The organism is Paenibacillus paeoniae, assembly GCF_003388735.1.
In the GTDB taxonomy this organism is placed as follows: domain Bacteria; phylum Bacillota; class Bacilli; order Paenibacillales; family Paenibacillaceae; genus Pristimantibacillus; species Pristimantibacillus paeoniae.
This window is the reverse complement of record NZ_QUBQ01000001.1, coordinates 1,295,715-1,318,340: the sequence shown is the minus strand read 5'-3', so window position 1 is coordinate 1,318,340 and position 22,626 is coordinate 1,295,715. Positions and strand designations below refer to the sequence as shown.

Sequence of the window (22,626 nt, the reverse complement as noted above, 5' to 3'; positions counted from 1 at the left end):
AAGTACCTCCCCTGGAATGTTGGATGGATTCCACTTCTAAAATACTATTCGAGAGAAGGCGAAAGATTCCTGCTTTTATTGTCCTAACTTTACTAACAGTTCTGAATAGTCAGAACTTTCAAGACAAAAGGCTGCTCCATTAGAGCAGCCTTTGCCTTACATCAATATCCATTCTTCTTCGGTTAGCCGAATTTTGGACAGCTTAGTCGCTTTCCCTGTTGCCTCATCGATCTGCAGGGACAGCCCATGAAGATGCCATTTTCCTTCATCCACTACGAACCTTGACGGGAGCTGGGTTAGAAAACGGTGAAGAACGGCGCTCTTCTCCATTCCCAACACGCCTTCCTTGGAGCCCACCATACCCACATCTGTAATATAGGCTGTTCCGTTCGGAAGAATCGTATCATCATTGGTCTGTACATGCGTATGGGTGCCCAGAACAATCGAAGCTCTTCCATCCAAATGCCAGCCCATCGCGATTTTCTCTGAAGTGGCCTCCGCATGGAAATCCACCAAAATCGCTTTTGTTGTGTGCTGAGCTTCCTCGATCAACTCATCTGCCGCTTGGAACGGACAATCGATCGGTGGCAAAAATGCTCGGCCCTGTAAATTAATAATGGCCAACTGCTTGCCGTTAGCCTTAATCATCGCCATCCCTTGACCGGGAGCCTGCGGCGAAAAGTTCGCCGGCCGCACGATTCTCGGCTCGTCATCAATCCACTCGAAGATATCTTTATTGTCCCAAGTATGATTGCCCATCGTAATGCCGTGAACGCCCCACTCAAAAAACTCGCGAGCGATATTTCTCGTAATACCCCGGCCAGCAGCGGCATTCTCGCCGTTCACGATTATAATATGGGGATTGTATTTGTCTCGTAATGCAGGCAATACTTGCTTTAGCGCGCTTCTGCCCACATTCCCTACAATATCTCCAATAAACAATACGTTCATCTATAGATCCATCCTTTATAAGCCTACAATGCAGAAAAGTGGCTGCCAAGCAGCCACTTCTCCGAATGCGTATGCATGTTACTTCGCGTATTCCACTGCTCTCGTCTCACGAATAACCGTAACTTTAATATGTCCCGGATAATCGAGTTCACCCTCGATTTTCTTCGTAATGTCGCGAGCAAGACGGAACGCTTCTGTATCGTCAATCTTCTCTGGCTGTACCATGACACGCACCTCGCGGCCCGCTTGAATCGCGTACGACTTCTCAACGCCGTCGAACGATTCCGTAATGGCCTCCAGCTTCTCCAGACGTTTGATATACGTCTCCAGCGTCTCGCGGCGTGCTCCCGGACGAGCTGCGGACAAGGCATCCGCTGCTCCGACCAGCATTGCGATAACCGAAGTTGCTTCCGTATCGCCATGGTGAGAAGCAATACTGTTAATGACGACTGGATGCTCCTTGTATTTCTTGGCCAGTTCAACGCCAATCTCAACATGAGAGCCTTCCACTTCATGGTCAAGTGCTTTGCCGATATCATGCAGCAACCCTGCGCGCTTCGCCAGCGTAATATCTTCGCCAAGCTCAGCAGCCATCAGTCCTGTCAGATAGGCAACCTCCATCGAATGCTTAAGCACGTTCTGACCATAGCTAGTCCGATATTTAAGCCGTCCCAGTATTTTGATCAGATCCGGATGCAGTCCATGAACGCCAACCTCGAATGTCGCCTGTTCACCGTACTCACGGACACGTTCGTCAATTTCCTTGCGAGATTTCTCAACCATCTCTTCAATTCTCGCAGGGTGAATGCGACCGTCCGCCACCAACTTCTCAAGTGAAGTTCGAGCAATTTCGCGGCGAATAGGGTCAAAGCCTGACAAAATGACCGCTTCCGGTGTATCGTCGATAATGAGATCGATACCGGTCAATGTTTCCAAAGCGCGTATATTACGGCCTTCACGACCAATGATACGGCCCTTCATCTCTTCATTAGGCAGGGTAACAACGGATACCGTCGTCTCCGCCACATGATCGGCCGCACAACGCTGAATCGCCAGCGATATAATGTCACGCGCTTTTTTGTCTGCTTCTTCCTTCGCTTGCTGTTCGATTTCCTTAATCATTTGCGCGGTCTCGTGACGTACTTCCTGCTCCACATTGGTCAAAATAATTGACTTAGCGTCCTCCATTGTCAAGCTAGAAATACGTTCAAGTTCGCTAAGTTGCTGCTTGTAAATGGAGTCAATCTGTTCTTGTGTTTCTTCGATTCTTTTCTCCTTGTTGGCTACAGTTTCTTCTTTGCGTTCTAGCGCTTCTAATTTTTTATCCAGCGACTCCTCTTTCTGGAGCAGGCGTCTCTCCTGACGTTGCGACTCATTGCGCCGCTCGCGGATGTCTTTCTCAGCTTCTGCACGTAGTTTGTGGACTTCGTCTTTCGCCTCGAGTATCGTTTCTTTCTTCTGTGCCTCTGCGTCTTTTTTCGCATTTTCTACGATTTGGACCGCTTCTTGCTCAGCGCTAGAAATTTTGGCCTCGGCAATCGACTTTCGAATAAAATAACCAATCCCAAAGAAAATTGCGCCAACAAGGATACAGATCGGAATCAAGATCCAGATGCTTACACCCATCTTGTTCACCTCCTTGCTGCATACACCAAGGCATTGCTTGGGATGTTATTAGGTTTTTAACCGGTTTCCATACCGTTTCATCATGTTCCATTTTGACGAAATAAATCGTTTCGAATCAACTTTTGGAAGAAAAATCGATTCAAAATTGTGAAGGAATACAACCTCATTTTATCTTTACATAAAATCAGTTGTCAAGCAAAACGCCATCATCTTCCTGCTCTTCGCTGTCCTCGTCCTTCCACTCGATGCCTCGCATCGCTTCCCGCACGATATCTCCCGGAAATCCTCTGCGCATCAGAAAGGCCATGAGCTTGGTCTTGCGCTGCTTCATGTCGCCTTTTATCGCCTTACTTTTCTTCTCTGCTAATCGTTTAGCCGCATTCAGTTCGCTATCCCGATCCAGCTCTGTCAGCGCTTCCGCTGCCACTTCCTTCGGTACACCTCGCTGCTGCAGCTCTTGCCTGATCATAAGCCTGCCCTTAAGTCCGCTGCGCATTCGGCTTGATGCGAATTGACGCGCATATTGTTCATCATCCACAAGTTGCTCCGATTCTAAACGATTGAGCGCGTATTCAATGTTCTCTTCCTGTAGTTCCTTACGGCTCAAATACTGCCCGATGGCTTTCCGAGTACGTGGCTTGGCTCCCAAATAAGCAATGGCAAGCGCGTAAGCCTTATAACGCTCGTCCTCGTTTTTTATTTCTTCGAGCTGCTCCTTCGAAATCATCTGCCCTTTCAGCAGCTGAAAACGAATCAACATGTCTTCGTGTACGGAAAGAAGCGGCTCTTCAGTATCCGTATCAGGAAAAACCAAGTAACGCCTTTTTTCCGTCCGGTCCCGTTTGACCGTCCCGATGATCCATTCGTCTTCCTTGTTCATTTGCTCCATATCCACAGATACGTTCCTCCCTATACAAAAACGTCGCCGCTCCCCGTAGAGAGCGACGAACGCGATAGAGCTTATTCTTCGTCAAAATCCAGTTCGTCCTCATCTTTGTCAGCAGAGAAATTAGCCTGCGAGGCATTTGCAGACAAATTGCTGGCATCCCGAATTTGCTTCTCGATTGCAGCCGCAAGTTCTTTGTTGTCTTTCAAAAATTGTTTGGCATTCTCGCGGCCTTGTCCAAGACGCTCGCCGTTATAGGAGAACCAGGCGCCGCTCTTCTGAACAATTTCCTGTTCAACGCCAATATCAATCAAGCTGCCTTCTCTCGATATGCCTTCACCGTACATAATGTCGATCTCGGCTTGTTTAAACGGAGGCGCGACCTTATTCTTCACAACCTTGATGCGCGTACGGTTGCCGACCATGTCGTTCCCTTGCTTCAACGTCTCGATACGGCGTACATCCAGTCGTACGCTGGAGTAGAACTTAAGCGCACGTCCACCTGGCGTCGTCTCCGGATTGCCGAACATGACGCCGACCTTCTCGCGCAACTGGTTAATGAAGACAGCGATCGTCTTCGACTTCGCGATGGCTCCGGACAACTTCCGTAGCGCTTGCGACATAAGGCGGGCTTGGAGACCAACGTGGGAGTCGCCCATATCGCCTTCAATCTCGGCCTTCGGTACTAACGCCGCAACGGAGTCAATAACGATGATGTCTACCGCGCCGCTTCGTACGAGGGCCTCAGCAATCTCAAGCGCCTGCTCGCCTGTATCCGGCTGCGAGAGCAGCAATTCGTCAATGTTAACGCCTAGCTTGCTAGCGTACAGCGGATCAAGTGCATGCTCCGCGTCGATAAACGCGGCTTGTCCGCCAATACGTTGAACTTCCGCAATGGCATGGAGAGCAACGGTCGTCTTACCCGACGATTCCGGTCCGTACACTTCAATTACCCTGCCTCTAGGCAATCCGCCGATGCCAAGCGCGATATCTAGAGCAAGCGAGCCGCTAGGTACGGTCTCAACCTGCATGTGTGTGGATTCACCCAATTTCATAATGGAGCCTTTGCCAAATTGCTTCTCAATTTGACGAAGGGCGTTATCTAAAGCTGCGCGACGATCCGCCAACTCACTCACATCCTTCACGATTTATATTAGTATAATACCTCATTTCGAACGGGTTGCCAATAGTTTTTTCGAACACACATTCGTAATTTTGCCGTTCCGCCCTCTCCTCCTCACTCCTCCAACTACGAAAAAAGCATAAAAAAACCGCAGCAAAGTATTCTTCGCCACGGTTCTTCCGGTAACTAGGACTAATTATACTCCCAGTTTTGACATTTGACAACAAATATTCGGCATTTTTACGCTTTCAGCGCAAGCCAAAGCCGATATAGAGCCGCCTTTACGGCACGCAAACGGATGATAGACCGTCCCCCGCTTAACTTCGCCGTGTAAACAATTGTATCCTTGCCCCGCTCCGCCACCGCAAAGTAGACTAGGCCGACAGGCTTGCCTTCCGATTCTGCCGGTCCTGCAACGCCGGTCAGTGACACGCCGAAATCGGCATCGGACAAAAGCCGGACATTCTCCGCCATCATTGCCGCCGTTGACTCGCTGATAGCCCCCGGAGCGTCCTTTCCTTCAAGCTGGGACATCGGAATGCCGAGCAACTTGTTCTTCATAACGTTCGTATAGGTGACCACGCCTCCTGCGAACTCCCCACTGCTGCCAGGCACGTTCGTGATCAGCTCGGCAAACAATCCCCCGCTGCAGCTTTCGGCGCTCGCAAGACGGCGTCTGGAGCTTCTGAGAAGCCGTACAATCTCTTCCTCGATCGGAATATCCTCTTGCGCATAGAGATGCTCCCCAATTCGTTCCTTGATCCCCTCTACGGTGGCATCAATCTTCCCGTCTGCCTCCTCAGAGGTTCGCGCTTTTGTCGACACGCGAATGGATACTTCGCCTTCCTTGGCGTAAGGAGCAATTGTAGGGTCGTCTTGTCCTTCAATCAGATCCATCAGCTTCGCTTCCAGATTGGATTCGCCGATTCCCGCAAACTTCAACAGACGCGAGAAGAGCGGAACCTCTTCCCCAAGCATGGAACGGAGCCAGTCTTGAGCCGGTCCTTCCAGCATCGGCTTCATCTCTCTTGGCGGCCCTGGAAGCAGTACATAAAGCGTCCCATCCGCCTCCAGCGCATTCCCTACTGCAAGTCCAGTCGAATTATGAAGCGGCTCGCTCCCTTCAATCATATGGGCTTGCCTGCGGTTGCTTTCCACCATCGCCATTCCTCTTGCAGAAAACATCTCTTCTATAACAGCCATGGACGGTTCATGAATGATCAATTTGCGTCCCAAATACTGCGCCAGCACGTCTTTTGTCAAATCGTCCTGGGTCGGGCCAAGTCCCCCCGTGAATAGGAGCAAATCGGCCCGCCCGCGTCCGATCTCAATCGCTTGCCGTAATCGTCCGGCATTATCGCCGACTACGGTTTGAAAATAAACATCGATGCCGAGCTCCGCCAGCTTCTGGGATATCGCTTGTGCATTCGTATTCACGATTTGTCCAAGGAGCAGCTCCGTGCCCACCGCAATTATTTCTGCTTTCATTGTTGCCCCCTTCTTCAGCACGCTAGCCAATCTCGCTGAAAATGAATGATGATAGGAAAAGCACTCTCCCTATTGGAAAAGTGCTCCCTTTGCATTTGGTCCCTTCTATCACGCTTATTAAGGAGCTAGAAGGATACTATTCGTTATTCCACCGGTATTAGATGCTTGTTTTTCATAAAATAATCAATACCGGAGTAGACCGTTATAATGACAGCTGCCCAGCTTGCAATCAAATCGAACGGAAAGTCGATCAGCGCAAACGGGAAATTATTGATCAGCAATGCAATAATCATCGTGATCTGAATGGCTGTCTTCCATTTGCCCCAGGCGCTTGCCGCCATGACGGAGCCTTCCAGCAGTGCAATTTGGCGCAAGCCTGTTACAGCAAACTCTCGGCTAATAATGATAATGGCGATCAGCGCGTTCAGCTTGTCCATCTCTACAAGCGAGATCAGCACAGCAGCAACAAGCAGCTTGTCGGCCAACGGATCAAGCAGCTTGCCAAGATTCGTAACAATCTTGTTTTTGCGCGCAATATAACCGTCCAGACCGTCTGTGCTGGCTGCAATAATAAAGATAAGCGCCGCCACAATCTGATTATATGTAATCTCAAAATCCGAGAAGCTGAGCGTGCCCAAGTCCAACTTTATAAGCAGGAAAAACATGATGACTGGGACAAGGAAAATTCTTGCCAGCGTAATTTTATTCGCTAAGTTCACGCGATACCCTCCCCGGAAAGGTCAAACTCATACGCGTGCGTAACACGTACTTTTTGTATGTTTCCAATCTTTGCACGGCAGCTCGAGATGAACGCCTCGCCGTCAATCTCCGGCGCATCATCCATCGTTCTGCCAATATAGACGTCGCTGCCGTCGTCGTAAAGCTCCACCAGCACGTTCATTTCCTGTACTTCTACCAACCGAAAGCCGCATTCGTGGATTAAGCCTGACATGATTTCGGAGTCGACCAAGTTTTTCCCGCAGCAAAGCGTGACAACTCTCACTCGTTCAGTCATTTGTCTATCGCCAATCCCTTCCAAACGCTTTAGCGGTAATTCGTAAATTGAAGCTCTACGGGCAGATCAGCACCTCTTAGCAAGGCCATAACTGCTTGCAGATCGTCACGGCTTTTTCCAGTTACACGAATTTGATCGCCTTGAATCTGGCTTTTCACTTTAAGCTTGGAATCGCGAATCAGTATGTTGATTTGTTTGGATATATCCTGCTCAATCCCTTGTCTGAGCTTAATGCGCTGCTTGACCGTGCCGCCAGACGCGCCTTCGAGTTTCCCGTAATCCATATTTTTTATCGGAACTCCGCGTTTGATCATTTTGGATTGCAGAATGTCGATCACGCTTTTCAACTTATATTCATCGTCCGAACCTACGACCAGCTCGTCTTTCTCCAGCGCAATGCTGCTTTTGCTGCCCTTGAAGTCGAATCGCGTCTCGATCTCTCGCTCCGCTTGCGTAATCGCATTAGACAACTCTTGCATATCCACCTTTGAAACAATATCGAACGAGCTTTCTGAACTCATTACATTCTCCCCTTTGCTATGTAATACAGGCCGGGTCTATTCGCTCGTAAGCGAATTCTGTGCTTCTCCCTGACCTTCTCCTTCGCCCGTTGTGCCGCCTGCTGTCGTCCCTTCGGCATCATCTGCTTTCAATGGATTTATGAGCAGCTGCTTGGAGCTTGAACGATCCCCGTCCGGAACAAGTACACCATCGACCCATACTTCCGTAAAGTCGGCGCGCCCTACATTAATATATAGCCTTGTCGTTAGGTCAAATGTCAAGACCTCACCGTCTTCAGCATTCGTATAATACAGCTTTTTCCCCGATTTGCTGACTTCTTGAACGCCAACCCAGTTGCGTCCGCCCTTAATTTTAAGCTCGACCTTATGAATGACGCCCGCGGGACCGATATCATACATATCGACATTTCCTACTTTGCTGTTGAAAGTAACCGTTGTCGGCTCCTTCGCAGGCGGCGGAGGCGTTGGCGAGGCAGGCGGCGCGCTAGTCGTTGTGGTTGGATCCGGCGTGCTTGAGCTAGTGGTAATGGGAGTGTTGTCGGCTTTGCCAGGCGATTCGTCTTTCTTGTTTATGACAAAATACCAGACCACTACAATGATCAGAATAAGAAATAACCACATCACCAAATTAAAGCCAATTTTCCCTAACCGTTCGGATGCATGCGACTTTACCTTTCGCGGCTTGCGTACCGGAATAGGCTCTGTTGTCGTCTCTACAGCTGGTGCCGGCACTTCATGCTGATAAAGCCTGAGCACCTCATCCGGGTCGAGTCCGACGGCCTCTGAATAGTTTTTCACGAATGCGCGCACGTAAAAAGTGCCCGGCAATACGCTGTAATCGCCCGATTCGATCGCTTCCAAATATCGTTTTCTAATTTTGGTCAACTCTTGAATATCATCAAGAGACAAGCCCTTTTCATCTCTCGCCTTGCGTAGCAATGCGCCAAGTTCAGACATAGTTATGCCTCCTTCCGATTAGATTAGAAATCGTCCGAATAGTTGGCAGTGAACGAATCGTATGTAATTTCCTCATCGGGTGTATTGCGCAGCTCGATAATAATATCGAAATGACTGTAATCGTAATGAGATTCCTTCACAAAAATGTCCGGGTGCTCGATTACTTTCGTCGACGGCATCGCCATAATCTCCTGCAAGAGCGAATGATGCCTTTCATTCGAACGTATCGTGCTTACGATTCCGTCAATAATAAAGATATTGTTCGGCTGCATTTCCTCTTCGGATAATTGGCTTCGCACGGTCTGCCGGAGCAGCGTGGAAGATACGAAAGCCCAACGTTTGTTGGAGCAGACGCTCCCTGCAATGATGGACTCCGTTTTGCCGACTCGCGGCATGCCCCGCAAGCCTATCACTTGATTGCCCTCTCGCTTGAATACTTCCCCAAGAAAATCAACCAGCAAGCCTAACTCGTCCCTTACAAAACGAAAGGTTTTCCGGTCATCGGAATCCCTCTCGATGTAGCGTCCATGACGCACAGCCAAGATATCTACGATAGTAGGGGCTCTAAGCTTGTTCACTGTAATATTGTCCACCTTCTGCAGCATTTTGCCCAGAAGCTCGATCTTTTCTTCATCATTGGTTTGAAGCAGCATGCCTCGCGTACGATCCTCTACCCCGTTAATCGTCATAATGTTAACTTCCAGCATACCGAGCAAGGACGCGATGTCACCAAGCAAGCCAGGGCGGTTCTTATGTATCTTGTATTCCATATACCATTGTTTCGTTTCCACCGATGTCACCGTCCTAAACCTGAATAATAAAGAGTATAAGGGCAAAAATCAAGTCGCTCGACAATAAAGCTTGTCTTAATCATCTATTCTACAATTTTCGTCATTATCCTGCAACGACACAAAACATTGCAGAAAAGCCTCCGCATATGGAGGCTTTCCTGCTGGCCGGTATAAGTGCTACGATTTCTCGACGAATCTGACCATCAGCCTTGCGATCGTCTTGCGTTCCGTTTCGTCGCCTAAATCCCAAAGCTCCTTCAATACACGTTCTTCATCGTTTTTAGGATCGACTTTTTCGTCAAGGAAGGAACCGATTTCGAACGCCAGATTGGCGATCGTATCTTCAGTCAGTCCCATCTTCTTCGCTTGCGATACGCGATCGGCCAAAAAATGTTTCCATGTATCGAAATTTGTCAGGACAGTTGACATTGCTCTTCGCCTCCTAAGTTGGTCTGGAAAAGAATCATCAACAGTCCTTATTGTGCGCACTTCAGAATGGACTTATTCAATGCTATTTATAATGACGATGCCTTTACGTATGCCAGCCGCCATTGGGGCTTATGATTTGTCCCGTAATATAAGATGATTCCGGCAATGAAAGGAAATAAACGAGAGAAGCGATTTCTTCGGCTGATCCGAAGCGTCCCGCAGGAATCTCCTGTTGAAGAGCATCCTTCTCCTCTTGATTGAAACCACTCATCATCAGCGTGTCCACAACTCCAGGTGCAACCGCATTTACGGTAACGCCGGATGGCGCAAGCTCCTTGGCCAGCGCCTTCGTGAACGCGTTCATGCCGCCTTTCGTCGTGGAATACAACACTTCGCATGATGCGCCGGACATGCCCCATACAGATGAGACATTGATAATACGACCATAACGCTGCGCAATCATATTCGGCATAAACAACTGTGTGCTGAGAAACATGCCTTTCAAGTTGACGGACATAACATCGTCCCATTCTTGTTCTGTCACATCCGCCAGCATCCCATAATGTGATATGCCGCCATTATTAACCAGAATATCGGGACGAATATCGTGGCTCTCCAGCTTGTCGCGCATACGCGACAGCTGATCTCGCGAACGCAGGTCCGCTGAAATCGTCATAACATTTGCGCCAAGCGCCATGCACATTCTCGCCGTCTCATTGGCACTTTCATGGGATTCCAAGTAATGGAGCACGATATTGACCCCTTCCGAGGCAAAACGCTTCGCAATCGCAGCGCCTATGCCCCGGCTCCCCCCGGTGATCAATACCGTTGTCTCCTGCAAAGTCTTCATACTGTAGCTTTCGGCTTCTCCACAATGGATACCGCCAATTGCTCAAAATCAAAATGCTCGCGAAGCCGATTGTTCACTTCTTCAAGCGTACAGGTCTCATAGAAACCGAGTACGTCGAACATATCGCTGTCGCGAAACCGATAACGGGTAAATTCGCCCGCAATGGATTCAGGGGAGTTCAACATACGAAGATAGCTGCCGATTTTTTTGCGTTTCGAGCGCTCGAATGCCGATGATTCAATACCTTGGCCTATAGCAGCCGTAATGCCGGAGCGCAACGCTTCAATTAACGCGTCCGGGTCAGGCGTGTCGCCCCCAACAACGGAAAATGCATAATTGCTGCTGGAGTTGTATTCATGACCGAATGAATCGGATATTAAATTTTGCTCATAAAGCGATTGGTACAGCTTGGAGCTAGGTCCAAGCAAAGCTTCAAGCATCAGCTTTGTAGTAACCTCGTTGCGAAGCAAGTCGTCACCCGTCAAGCCCACTTTCTTCTCCTTAAACCCTAGCATGCATTTAGGAAGCGAGACCGACAATTGTGCCACTTTGCGCGGGATTTTCACATGAACAGGTTCTTCATCAAAGTACCGCTCGATCTGACCTTGCGGCTGGACGTTTTTCGCTTGCTGGTTCGCCTTCACCAGATCAAAAATTTCCTTCGCATCCACTCCTCCAACAACAAACAGCAGCATATTGGACGGATGGTAGAACGTCTCATAACAACGGTACAAGGTTTCCTTGTCAATCTGATAGATGGACTCAACCGTACCGGCGATATCGATGTGTACGGGGTGATTGTGGTACAAAGCGTCAATAAGCCCGAAGTATACACGCCAATCCGCATTGTCCTTATACATATTGATTTCTTGCTCGATGATGCCCTTTTCCTTATCCACATTAGTGTCTGTAAAATAAGGCTTCTGTACAAAGTTGATCAGCGTCTCCAAATTGGCATGGATTTGCTCCGTCGCCGAAAAGAGATATACCGTCCGATCAAATGTCGTATATGCGTTCGCCGAAGCGCCTTGTGAAGCGAATACAGCAAAGATATCGCCCTCCGGCTCTTCGAACATTTTATGCTCCAAGAAATGTGCGATGCCGTCAGGCACTCGAATCGGCTCTTCACTGCCAACGGAGAAACGATTATCGACAGAACCATATTTGGTGGAAAAGGTAGCATACGTTTTCTGGAAGCCTTCCTTCGGCAGGACGATCACCTCCAGGCCGTTATCCAGCACTTCGCGGTACAGCTTCTCCTGCACCTTCGAATAATTCAGCGTCTCCATCTCTTATGCCTCCTTTCGGTCGCGCAGGAAGTAGACGATGTCGAGCTGAACCCGCTTCGCCACTTCTACGATATCGTCTGCGGTAACACCCTGAACTTGCTCCAGCAGCTGTGCCGATGTTCTCTCATTACCAGTCAGGACGCTGTTGAAATCATAAGATAACATCTCATATGCGGAGTCCTGAAGCTCTCTGAGATGACCTGAAATCATCGCTTTGGTCTGATTCATCTCAAGCTCGGACAGCTCTCCATTAGCCATGCTCTCAAGTTGCTGCTTGATGATAGCAACCGCTTTTTCATAATGGTTGAATTCAATGCCCGACTGAATGGTACAAATCCCTTTGTGCCCATCCAGTCTGGAAGCCGCGTAATAGGCCAGGCTTTCCTTCTCCCTCACATTAATGAACAGCTTGGAGTGCGGGTATCCGCCTAAGATGCCATTGTACATGAGCGCCGCAGGGTACAGCTTGTCGTCATAACCGATGCCCGTACGCAATCCCATATTGAGCTTGCCTTGACTGACATCCAGTTCATCCACGACGTACTTGACCTCCTGAACGTCTTGATTGACATCCGGCTTGGAATAGCTCGCAGGTGTGCCCGTCTTCAGCTTGAATGCCTGACCTACCAGCTTCGTCACTTCCTCGAGCGAGGTGTCACCTACGACATACAAATCCAATGCGGCACGGTCGAGCCATTCTTCATAGTGGCGGAACAGCGCATCCGGCTTGATGCCATCAATTTCATCCAGCTTGCCGAGCGGATGAAGTCTATATGGCTCATTCGCGCACATCTCCTCCAGACAGCGTTCCGCAGCATAACGGATTTTATCATTGACGATCGCTTCTAGTCTTTTTCTTAACGTCGCTTTTTCCGCTTCAACGTATTTGGCGCGGAAACCGCCGTTCTCTACACAGGGGTCAGTCAATGCTTCTCCCAGAAATTGCAGCGAAGCAGCAAGCAACGACTGCTCGGAGCTTACGAACTGCTCATTAATGACATCCATCCGGAATTGAACGATCTGTGAATCGCCTCGTTTATATACATCGAATCCGAAACCTGCTCCGTACATATCATCCAGCTTTTCGCGGAACGCGATGGTTTCTGGCGTTCCCGCCGTTCCTCGGCGCAGAACGAAGGGAATGAGAGCAATTGGCGTTACCGTATCTTCGCTTAACGGAACACCGGCAAACAAAGATATCGCAAACGTCTTGAATCGTTTCGTTGGCAGCACATGCAGCCTGATACGCTGCAACTGGCCCCTTTGGAATAAGGTCACGCGGTTTGCTCCCTTCATAGATGCCGTTTTTTCCATTTTAACCTAATGGAAATGGAAGAAGCAACCGCTTCTGCGCTCACGCAGAAGCGGCTGCTTCCCTTATCCCAGGCGTATCTGACGGCATGTTTACATACAGAAAATATGCTTTCCAATCGTCTTCACCTGTGGCCTGGTCCATATCCAAGCCGAGGTTGCCGTAACGGGATTGAAGTAATAGAGACAGCCTCCGCTGGGATCCGAACCATTGATGGCGTCCATGACCGCATCTCTTGCCCTCGCATTCGGCGTAAGGTAGATCTGGCCATCAGCCACTGCCGTAAAAGCACGCGGCTGAAAAATAACGCCATAAACGCTATCAGGGAAGCTTGGTGACTTTACTCTATTCAGAATAACGGCAGCCACCGCCACCTGACCTTCATAAGGCTCGCCCCTCGCTTCGCCATAGACGGCGTTGGCCATAATTTGAATGTCATTCTCGGATAGGCCAAGCTTGTTGGATGGCGCCAAGTTGCTTCCGGAGCCCGCTCCGCCGCCATCACTGCTTCCGCCGGACGGCGCTCCTCCGGAACCTCCACCGGCTGTTCCGCCGGGCTTCCAGGCTTTTGTGGCGTTAACGAGCTTCTTCTTCGTGTCTGCACCAACAAGGCCATCCGATTTCAGTCCAAATTTCCATTGAAACCATGTTACCGCACCTTTGGTTTTGGAACCGAATACGCCATCTATCTTCCCGTTGTAGAAACCGAGAAATGTAAGGCGTCCTTGCAGCTCATGTACATCCTGGCCTGTTGATCCAACCTTAAGTGTCGCATTGCTGAACGTTTCCGCCGATTCGAGACTCTTTCCTTTGAATAGGGAGAAGGTGCCGCATACGAGCAGAACGATGATCAAGGTCACCGCTAACAAACGATTTCTCATGTAGGGATCTGCCTTTCTCTTGCAAGTTAGTTCGCTTTAGGTAGCGTTACCTAACTCTAGTATGAGAAAGTTCCCCAGCTTCTATGCAATGGAAAATCTGATTCGGTTATGAGCTGACGCGGCTCGCTTGCAATTGCTCCAGCGACATAAGCACCTCGCGAGGTTTGCTGCCCTCATAGGGTCCGACCACGCTTCTTGCTTCCATCTGGTCAATCATTCTTGCCGCCCGCGTATACCCTACACGCATTCTGCGCTGCAGGAGAGATACGGAAGCTTGCTTCGCTTCAACGACGATTTGGACGGCCTGATCGTACAGCTCATCCAGCATCATATCAGGATCTTCTGTCTCCTCTTCAATCTCTGGCACCAGATCTTCCTTATAGACGGCTTCGCCTTGATCGCGAGCGAAGGCGACCAGCGCTTCAACCTCTTGATCGGACAGGAAAGCACCCTGCACACGAATTGGCTTCGACATGCCGACAGGCAGGAACAGCATGTCTCCTCTGCCCAGAAGCTTCTCAGCGCCTGCCATATCCAGAATCGTTCTGGAATCCACCTGCGAGGAAACGCCAAACGCAATTCGCGATGGAATATTGGCTTTAATGACACCCGTAATAACATCGACCGACGGACGCTGTGTCGCAATGATAAGATGAATACCGGCTGCGCGCGCCATCTGAGCAAGCCTTGCTATGGAATCCTCAACATCTCCCGCAGCAACCATCATCAAATCCGCAAGCTCGTCCACGATAACGACAATATAAGGGAGTACGGCTGCCGGATTGTCCCCCATCAGCGTGTTGTAACCTTCGATATTGCGCGTAGATGACTTGGAGAACAGCTCATAGCGCTTCTCCATCTCCACAACGATCTTCTTCAGTGCAAGCGACGCCCTGCGCGGGTCCGTCACAACAGGCGCAAGCAAATGCGGTATGCCGTTATATATATTGAGCTCGACCATCTTGGGGTCGATCATCAGAAACTTCACTTCTTCAGGATTCGCTTTGTACAAAATGCTTGTAATGATGCCGTTAATACATACAGACTTGCCTGAGCCTGTAGCGCCCGCTACGAGCAAGTGGGGCATCTTCGCCAAGTTGCCGACGATCGTCTGGCCAGAGATATCTCTTCCGAATGCAATAGATAGTTTGGAGGCAGAATTATGGAAAGCCGGCGTTTCCATCACTTCTCTCATCGTAACGACTGACACTTCCATATTCGGAACCTCGATGCCGATTGCCGACTTACCTGGAATAGGCGCTTCCATCCGTACATCCTTGGCAGCCAGCGCAAGAGCAATGTCATCCGTCAAGCCAACAATTCGGCTAACCTTGACGCCTGTCGCCGGCTGCACTTCATAGCGGGTAACAGCAGGTCCACGAACAACGTCCAATACTTTGGCCCGTACACCGAAGCTCTCCAGCGTAGCTTCAAGCTTCCGCCTGGAATCGTACATATCCGTAGCATCCGATCCTTTGGCCAGGCCGCTTGGTTTATGAAGCAGTGTGAATGGAGGCAGTCGGTATGGCTTGGATGCTGACTCCTCTCCGCCGATAGGCCTTCTTGGGACAGAGATCCCTGCATCCCCATCAGCATTAATCGCTTCGGAAGACAACTGTGGCTGATCGCTGGATTCTACAAGCTCTCCCCCTTCAGCATCCTCTTCTGCAGAGGAATCGGCTATAGGCAACGAGTCTGCCGGCAGATCCGCTAGCTCCTCTGTACGAGGCCAAGCCGCTTGTTCCTCCCTATCTGGGATATCCGATTGTTCGGTTGCCTCTAACTCCGTATGTAATGGCGAATCGTCTTCATGAACTGGAGCATCCCATGGAGGCGTCGTATCGTTGACAGCCCTATTATCCATTTGATTCTCTGCCGGATGCTGGCCGGATCGTTCCCATTCTCCAGCAAGCTCGCTTTCCCAGGCTGGTCTGACATCCATCTCTTCGCGATCATGCTGTGAAAGCTGCCATTCGTCGTGTTGATCCTGGACTTTGGCTTCCGGCTGTCCTTCCTGCTTCCAAGCGAAAAATAGAGATCTCTTTTTCCGTGGAGGAGCAGCCTGGTAGCCCTCATCATCTTCGATCGTACCGACCTCGTCATTACGCTGCACTTGGGCGGCAACAATAGCTACTTTCGCAGCCTTCCGCTTCAGTATGGCGCTTCGCTTCGCCATCAACAGCTTGAACATGCGGGCCCCCCGCTTGCGTACAACCCCGAACAGCTCTACGTAGGATTTCCCCGTTATTAGCATGAGGGAAATCGCAAACATCACAATATTGATAATTAGAGCGCCGTAATAGCCGAATAGCATAAACAACAAGGAATACTGAACAGCTCCAATATAACCGCCGCTGATCGTTTTATCTCGGATGGAAATGTCATTAGCTGGAGATACAGAGATCAATTGTTCTCTTAGGTCCGTGCCAAGCGTGCTCATAATGACGCCGCCGGATAATGCTTCACGCTCCACGCCTGCAAATCTCATGTTCACTTCCGAGATAGAGCTGCTTAACGTGAATGCAAGCACAAGAATCAATAAGCCTGTTCTCCTGTTTGACCACGTCTTGGGCCATGCCCGCTTAACCATGACACTTAGCCCTACGTAGATGCCTACGAGGGCCAGAACAAAATAAAACTTGCCGAGCGCAAGCCCGAACAGCTTGGACAAAGCGCGGCCCACAGCAGCTTCGCCGGATAGCGCAATAATCGATATCGTAATAAGCAATATGCCGTATACTTCATATTTTAATTGTGCGCCAATAGATTTCTTACGTCTCTTTTTCTTCGCCAATTCCGTCACCTCTGGTCTACCATTATAACACAGATATTGGTTAAGAGGCTACGGAAGAGATCTAAAATGAGAACACTTATTCCTCAAATGTATGGTAAGGAATAAGCGCTCCCGGCATCAACGCAGGATTCAAATAATCATGAAGACTGCAATCCAGCAGGCGAACGATTTTTCCCATACCCGGTGCAATCGGTACGACTTGCATTTTGATCCCCTTTACCGTTACTTCGTGCATCGGCTCGGCCTCTTCGTTATGAATGCCTTGCAGCACCAACTCAAGCGGCATGATCGTATGCAATGTCATTGCGGCACACCTCCCGGACCCGGCATCGACATGGAAGCTCTCCTCATTTCAATCATGGCATTCAATTCACGAAGCGCATGTCCCAGACCGCCAACCGCATCGATTAATCCATGCCGAACAGCATCCGTACCGATTACAGTGGTTCCGATATCTCGCGTCAATTCGCCTGTCTTGAACATCAATTCCTTGAAAGTATGCTCCATCACATTGGAATGCGATGTTACGAACCGAACGACCCTTTCTTGCATTTTATCCAAATATTCAAAGGTCTGCGGCACACCGATGACCAGTCCGTTCATCCGAATGGGATGGATCGTCATCGTTGCGGTCTCCGCAATAAACGACTTATTGCCCGCTACCGCAATCGGAACGCCGATGGAATGGCCGCCTCCAAGCACGAGCGTAACTGTCGGCTTGGATAAAGAAGAGATCATCTCCGCAATGGCGAGTCCCGCTTCGACATCCCCGCCTACCGTATTGAGTACGACTAGAACCCCTTCGATCTTGCCATTCTGCTCTGCTGCGACAAGCTGTGGAATAATATGTTCGTATTTGGTCGTTTTGTTTTGCGGGGGCAGAATAAGATGTCCTTCCACTTGGCCGATAATCGTCATGCAAAAGATATTCGATTCCGTCGGCGCAGGCGTAACCGCTGTACCTAGCTGTTGGATGTTCTCTACGACACTGCCCATCTTTTTCTTATCATCCGGCAGCGTCTCGGGCTGTTCACTTGTAAACCCTGGTGGTTCATATGGATTTGTCATAAGGTCATGTCCCCTTTCATGGCAATGAATAGCTCGTCATAGTATGGAATAGAGCCGTTTTTTTATACCATGCCTTTGAGCAGGAACATCTCAAGTGATCGCTGAACCTAACAAAAACGCTCTTTCATCCTATGCGGATAAAAGAGCGCTTCATCGGTGATGGGTTCACGTTGCTTACACTTCCATAATAATCGGCAGTATCATTGGACGGCGACGCGTTTGTTCATATAGGAATCTACCGAGTGCATCCTTCACATTGGTCTTCAGGGATGCCCACTCGTTTACTTTATCGTTCATCAGTTTGTTCAATGTTGATGTCACGATACGGTTCGCTTCATCCAGAAGTCCTTCCGACTCGCGTACGTAGACGAACCCGCGGGAGATAATATCCGGTCCGGACATAATCGTTCCGTCTTGTTTGCTAAGCGTAACCACAACAACAAGAATGCCGTCCTGGGACAGAAGCTTGCGATCGCGGAGTACGATATTGCCTACGTCCCCTACGCCAAGACCGTCAATAAGTACATTGCCGGCTTGAACTTTGGAGCCTTTGCGAGCGTTGCCGCCCTGGAATTCTACGGTATCGCCGTTGTCGACGACAAATATATTTTCACGTTCCATACCGATTGCTTCACCAAGCTTAGCGTGCTGACGCAACATGCGATATTCGCCGTGAATCGGAATGAAGTACTTAGGTTTGATGAGGTTCAGCATAAGCTTCAGCTCTTCTTGGCTGCCGTGACCGGATACGTGTACGCCGGATACGGAACCCGGACCATAGATCACGTTCGCGCCAAGACGGAACAATTCATCCACCGTACGACCTACATAACGCTCGTTGCCTGGAATTGGCGTCGCGGCAATGATCACCGTATCCCCTGGCAAAATATCAACTTTGCGATGCGTAGAGCGTGCCATGCGTGTAAGCGCCGACATTGGCTCTCCTTGACTGCCTGTACACAAGATGACAACACGATCGGCCGCAAGCTTGTTAACCTCTTCCGGCTCGATAATCATGCCTTCCGGAATGTTCAGGTAGCCAAGATCGGAAGCAATGCTAACGACGTTGACCATGCTGCGACCTACGACGGCAATCTTGCGGCGAGTTGCGATCGAGGCGTTAATAATTTGTTGAATACGGTGTACGTTTGACGCGAATGTCGCAACAACGACACGTTGAGTCGACTTGCGGAAAATATCTTCCAGCTCTTCTCCGACATTGCTCTCCGAAGGCGTATAGCCTGGACGTTCAGCGTTTGTGCTGTCGGACAATAGAGCCAGTACGCCACGGCTGCCGATTTCAGCGATGCGCTGAAGATCAGCAAACTGATCATTGACCGGTGTGTGGTCGAATTTGAAGTCGCCCGTATGAACGACAATGCCTTCCGGCGTTTCCAGGCAGACACCTACGGAGTCCGGAATACTATGGTTTGTTTTGAAGAAGCTTGCAAGGATCGAGCCCATTTGGATTTCAGATTCAGCATTGATGAGAATACGCTTCGTCTCGCCAAGCAAACCTGCTTCCTTGAGCTTGCCTTCAATAAGGCCGAGCGTAAGCTTCGTACCGTATATCGGCACGTTCAAGTGCTTGAGAACATACGGCAATCCGCCAATATGGTCCTCGTGACCATGCGTAATGAGAATGCCGCGAACCTTGTCGCGATTCTCTGTGAGATAGGATATATCCGGAATGACAATATCAATGCCGAGCATGTCCTCTTCTGGGAATTTCAGGCCGGAGTCAACAACGACAATATCGTTGTTGTACTGAATAACGTACATATTTTTACCAATCTCGCCTACTCCGCCTAGTGCAAATATAAGCAGCTTATCCTGGTTGTTCTTTTTAGACAAGTGGATCTATACCTCCTACAGTAATGTAATGTGGAAAAAACAAATAAACTTACAATCTATGCGTAATACAATAAACGTCAGATGCCGCTCTGACGATCATTTCTTCATCTTCAATTTTGCCGCACCCATTCACTTGTTCTCATTATACATGATGAAAAAGCTGGAACACAAGTCATACAATTTAATCCCTGCAAACTTATTGCGATTACCCCCTTCAAAACATAAAGCCGATGCTGTATGCATCGACTTTATCACGGAGATTGCTATAATTTACAGAACCAGATCGCGCAAAAATTTGGATTCGGATTCGTTCACGTCAACAAGCGGCAGACGGACGGAACCGACTGGAAGTCCCTTCAAACCTAACGCATGTTTCACAGCGACCGGATTGGGAACCGGGTGAGGACAATGGAACAGTCCTTTGAAGATCGGGAACAGCTCGCCGTTCAAACGGGCCGCTTCTGCTACTTGACCGCTCAGATAAGCCGAGATCAATTGCTGCATCTTCGCACCTACAATATGGCTTGCAACACTTATGATGCCATAAGCGCCAACAGAAAGTGCAGGTAACGTTGCGCTGTCGTCACCACTGTACACTTGGAAGCCTGCTGGAGCCTCCCTTATAATTTGCGTCAGCTGATCCGTTGACGCGCAGTCTTTTGTCGCGACTACATTATCAATTCGAGCGAGCTTGAGCGTCGTCTGTACGGACAGATTAACTCCAGTACGACCTTCTACATTATAGAGGATAATAGGCAGCTTGGTAGCTTGAGCGACCGCGCTGAAGTGCTGGTACAGTCCTTCCTGCGAAGGCTTGTTGTAGTATGGAGTAACGAGCAGAATACCGTCTACGCCGCATGCCTCTGCCGCTTGCGTCAGATGGATCGTATGCGCCGTATTGTTGCTGCCGGTTCCGGCAATGACTTTGCTGCGACCCGCTGTGTGCTTCACGACAAATCGGAACAATTCCAGCTTTTCTTCATCCGAGAGCGTTGGAGATTCTCCCGTAGTGCCTGCAACAACCAGACTGTCGCTCTTCTGCTCCTCTATCAAATAATCGACTAGCTTCCCAGCTGTATGCCAATCAATTAGTCCATTTGCGTCGAACGGTGTTACCATTGCAGTGATCAATCTTCCGAATTCCATCTGGGATCCTCCTCAAAAGTTAGCGGTAAGCATTGTATCGTATTATAGCATGATTGCCTCTTGTTACTCTATAATCCTATCGGTGAAGATCGAATTTGGCATGCAAGGCGCGAAGTGCTTTGGCCATATCGGTTTCTTGAACCAAAACCCATATCGTCGTGTTGGAATCGGCGGACTGCATGATGGTAATGCTCTGCTCCGTTAAAGCCTCAACGATGCGAGCCATCACGCCGGGTTGACCATTCATCCCCCCGCCTATGACAGATATTTTGGCGCAGCCATGCACAGCATCAGGCGTGAAGCCCCCTGCTTCCAGCAGCTCAAGCGCTTGCCGGGCATCCTTGTCGAATACGGTGTACACCGCTCCGCTTGGCGTGACATTAATAAAATCAACACTGATATGGTGTCTGGCCATTGTTTGAAACACTTGAAGCTGCATGTCCGTCCGGCCATCCAGCGCCTTGACGCTTATTTGGGTAACCCCCGCCACATGGGCGATTCCTGTCACCGCTCGATCCTTAAACACATACTCGCCTTTGGCCGATAGTTGATCAGTCACCAGCGTACCTGTTCCGTCAGAGAACGTAGAGCGGACTCGTACCGGAATATGAGCTTGTTGCGCGATCTCTACTGCACGCGGGTGAATGACTTTGGCCCCTTGTCTAGCCATGTTGCCGATCTCGGCATAACCTACGACATCAAGCGGCCTGGCCTCGCTCACAATACGGGGATCGGCTGTCAATATGCCGTCCACATCGGTGTAAATATCAATCATTTCAGCTCGCAACGCTGCGCCAAGCGCCGTTGCAGATGTATCGCTGCCCCCGCGTCCAAGCGTTGTAATATCGCCCTTCGACGTTACGCCTTGAAACCCAGTCACAACAACGACCTTCTCATCTTGGAGCAACTGTAGCAGCCGATCTGTCCCTATGGACTTGATCCGCGCTGAACCAAATTGCTCATCGGTCAGAATCCCCGCTCCACCGCCGGTTAAGGCGGCTGCCGGAATGCCCTGGGATTGAAGCATGCTGCATAAAACAGCTGCGGAGATCAACTCTCCGCAGCCAAGCAGCATATCCAGCTCGCGTGCGGGCAATGAATTGCCGTTGTCGCGAATAAGCGAGAGCAGCGTATCCGTCGCATACGGCTCGCCTCTTCGGCCCATAGCCGAGACGACGACCACGACAGCATAACCGCTCTCCCGCTCTCTTGCAATATGATGAATAACACGTTCTCTTGCATAATCGGTTGATAGCGAGGTTCCCCCGAATTTCTGAACCAAAATCCGCATACCGTCAGCCTCCATCATCGACCGAAGACGAGAGCAGCATTATACCCGTGTCTTATCCATTAACCCTTTGCGATGTGTTCGTCAATCAAAGCTTCATTCTATGCTGCGCCTTAAAGCAGGTTGTCGGAGACGATCCGCGTAGTCAAGAACCTCATCCTGTAAGAGGTCATAACATGCGGCCAACCAATACGTCAGACTTAGCTGCCGCATCTGTTGCAAGCGGGTACTGCTGATGGGCAGAATCTCGCCTAAGCGTTACGCTCGGCGCCTGCTTGCAGCTGCTTGACATCTTCCAGTTCATAGTTGTCTATCCGTTCGACATAGACCGATACAAAATATCTATGCGACTTTGAG

General features: G+C 49.7%; 22 protein-coding genes. All 22 read right to left on the bottom strand.

Annotation, left to right across the window (positions count from 1 at the left end; all coding sequences use genetic code 11):
- Positions 1-156: 156 nt before the first annotated feature.
- The 22 genes from DX130_RS05955 to DX130_RS27195 all read right to left on the bottom strand — a co-directional run bounded on the left by DX130_RS05955 (position 157) and on the right by DX130_RS27195 (position 22,573).
- Positions 157-951 carry a TIGR00282 family metallophosphoesterase gene (locus tag DX130_RS05955; RefSeq protein WP_116043598.1) on the bottom strand — a complete coding sequence of 265 codons (795 nt, stop codon included), beginning with the start codon at positions 949-951 and terminating at the stop codon, positions 157-159.
- A 78-nt stretch (positions 952-1,029) separates the two neighbouring features.
- Entirely contained in the window at positions 1,030-2,577 is a 1,548-nt protein-coding gene (gene rny, locus DX130_RS05950) for a ribonuclease Y (protein ID WP_116043596.1), read from the bottom strand.
- 184 nt (positions 2,578-2,761) lie between these two features.
- On the bottom strand, positions 2,762-3,466 hold the full coding sequence (locus DX130_RS05945) for a RecX family transcriptional regulator (RefSeq protein ID WP_240644469.1): 705 nt from the start codon (positions 3,464-3,466) through the stop codon (positions 2,762-2,764).
- Between the two features lie 71 nt (positions 3,467-3,537).
- Positions 3,538-4,590 carry a recombinase RecA gene (gene recA, locus DX130_RS05940; protein ID WP_116043595.1) on the bottom strand — a complete coding sequence of 351 codons (1,053 nt, stop codon included), beginning with the start codon at positions 4,588-4,590 and terminating at the stop codon, positions 3,538-3,540.
- Positions 4,591-4,826: 236 nt separating this feature from the next.
- Positions 4,827-6,074, bottom strand: a complete 1,248-nt coding sequence (locus tag DX130_RS05935; RefSeq protein ID WP_116043594.1) for a competence/damage-inducible protein A — start codon at positions 6,072-6,074, stop codon at positions 4,827-4,829.
- Between the two features lie 143 nt (positions 6,075-6,217).
- A complete protein-coding gene (pgsA, locus tag DX130_RS05930; protein WP_116043592.1) occupies positions 6,218-6,793 on the bottom strand; it encodes a CDP-diacylglycerol--glycerol-3-phosphate 3-phosphatidyltransferase in 576 nt (191 codons plus the stop codon).
- The gene (locus DX130_RS27330) at positions 6,790-7,089 is read right to left on the bottom strand and encodes a hypothetical protein (protein ID WP_165861174.1); all 300 of its coding nucleotides are present in this window, start codon (positions 7,087-7,089) and stop codon (positions 6,790-6,792) included. The genes pgsA and DX130_RS27330 overlap by 4 nt, the downstream gene beginning before the upstream one ends.
- A gap of 29 nt (positions 7,090-7,118) precedes the next feature.
- Positions 7,119-7,610, bottom strand: coding sequence for a YajQ family cyclic di-GMP-binding protein (locus DX130_RS05920; protein WP_116043591.1), 492 nt, complete (start codon positions 7,608-7,610; stop codon positions 7,119-7,121).
- A 36-nt stretch (positions 7,611-7,646) separates the two neighbouring features.
- Complete coding sequence (locus DX130_RS05915) at positions 7,647-8,567, bottom strand: helix-turn-helix domain-containing protein (protein WP_116043589.1); 921 nt, start codon at positions 8,565-8,567, stop codon at positions 7,647-7,649.
- A 23-nt stretch (positions 8,568-8,590) separates the two neighbouring features.
- On the bottom strand, positions 8,591-9,358 hold the full coding sequence (locus DX130_RS05910; RefSeq protein ID WP_116043588.1) for a DUF3388 domain-containing protein: 768 nt from the start codon (positions 9,356-9,358) through the stop codon (positions 8,591-8,593).
- Between the two features lie 177 nt (positions 9,359-9,535).
- Entirely contained in the window at positions 9,536-9,787 is a 252-nt protein-coding gene (locus DX130_RS05905; protein ID WP_116043586.1) for a DUF3243 domain-containing protein, read from the bottom strand.
- A 103-nt stretch (positions 9,788-9,890) separates the two neighbouring features.
- A complete protein-coding gene (gene ymfI, locus DX130_RS05900; RefSeq protein WP_116043585.1) occupies positions 9,891-10,637 on the bottom strand; it encodes an elongation factor P 5-aminopentanone reductase in 747 nt (248 codons plus the stop codon).
- Complete coding sequence (yfmH, locus tag DX130_RS05895) at positions 10,634-11,926, bottom strand: EF-P 5-aminopentanol modification-associated protein YfmH (RefSeq protein WP_116043583.1); 1,293 nt, start codon at positions 11,924-11,926, stop codon at positions 10,634-10,636. Before yfmH ends, ymfI begins: the two co-directional genes overlap by 4 nt.
- Before the next feature lie 3 nt (positions 11,927-11,929).
- Positions 11,930-13,222 (bottom strand): EF-P 5-aminopentanol modification-associated protein YfmF, encoded by a 1,293-nt coding sequence (gene yfmF, locus DX130_RS05890; RefSeq protein WP_116045764.1) that lies wholly within the window; start codon positions 13,220-13,222, stop codon positions 11,930-11,932.
- 108 nt (positions 13,223-13,330) lie between these two features.
- Positions 13,331-14,119, bottom strand: coding sequence for a spore cortex-lytic enzyme (gene sleB, locus DX130_RS05885; RefSeq protein WP_116043582.1), 789 nt, complete (start codon positions 14,117-14,119; stop codon positions 13,331-13,333).
- A gap of 106 nt (positions 14,120-14,225) precedes the next feature.
- On the bottom strand, positions 14,226-16,913 hold the full coding sequence (locus DX130_RS05880; RefSeq protein ID WP_116043580.1) for a DNA translocase FtsK: 2,688 nt from the start codon (positions 16,911-16,913) through the stop codon (positions 14,226-14,228).
- Between the two features lie 76 nt (positions 16,914-16,989).
- A complete protein-coding gene (locus DX130_RS05875; protein ID WP_116043579.1) occupies positions 16,990-17,217 on the bottom strand; it encodes a YlzJ-like family protein in 228 nt (75 codons plus the stop codon).
- Complete coding sequence (locus DX130_RS05870) at positions 17,214-17,981, bottom strand: ClpP family protease (RefSeq protein ID WP_116043577.1); 768 nt, start codon at positions 17,979-17,981, stop codon at positions 17,214-17,216. Before DX130_RS05870 ends, DX130_RS05875 begins: the two co-directional genes overlap by 4 nt.
- Positions 17,982-18,155: 174 nt before the next feature.
- The gene (locus tag DX130_RS05865; protein WP_116043576.1) at positions 18,156-19,835 is read right to left on the bottom strand and encodes a ribonuclease J; all 1,680 of its coding nucleotides are present in this window, start codon (positions 19,833-19,835) and stop codon (positions 18,156-18,158) included.
- Between the two features lie 270 nt (positions 19,836-20,105).
- Complete coding sequence (gene dapA / locus DX130_RS05860) at positions 20,106-20,981, bottom strand: 4-hydroxy-tetrahydrodipicolinate synthase (RefSeq protein WP_116043574.1); 876 nt, start codon at positions 20,979-20,981, stop codon at positions 20,106-20,108.
- Positions 20,982-21,057: 76 nt separating this feature from the next.
- Entirely contained in the window at positions 21,058-22,272 is a 1,215-nt protein-coding gene (gene dapG / locus DX130_RS05855; protein ID WP_116043572.1) for an aspartate kinase, read from the bottom strand.
- A 166-nt stretch (positions 22,273-22,438) separates the two neighbouring features.
- A complete protein-coding gene (locus DX130_RS27195; protein ID WP_276310882.1) occupies positions 22,439-22,573 on the bottom strand; it encodes a hypothetical protein in 135 nt (44 codons plus the stop codon).
- Between the last annotated feature and the right edge of the window lie 53 nt (positions 22,574-22,626).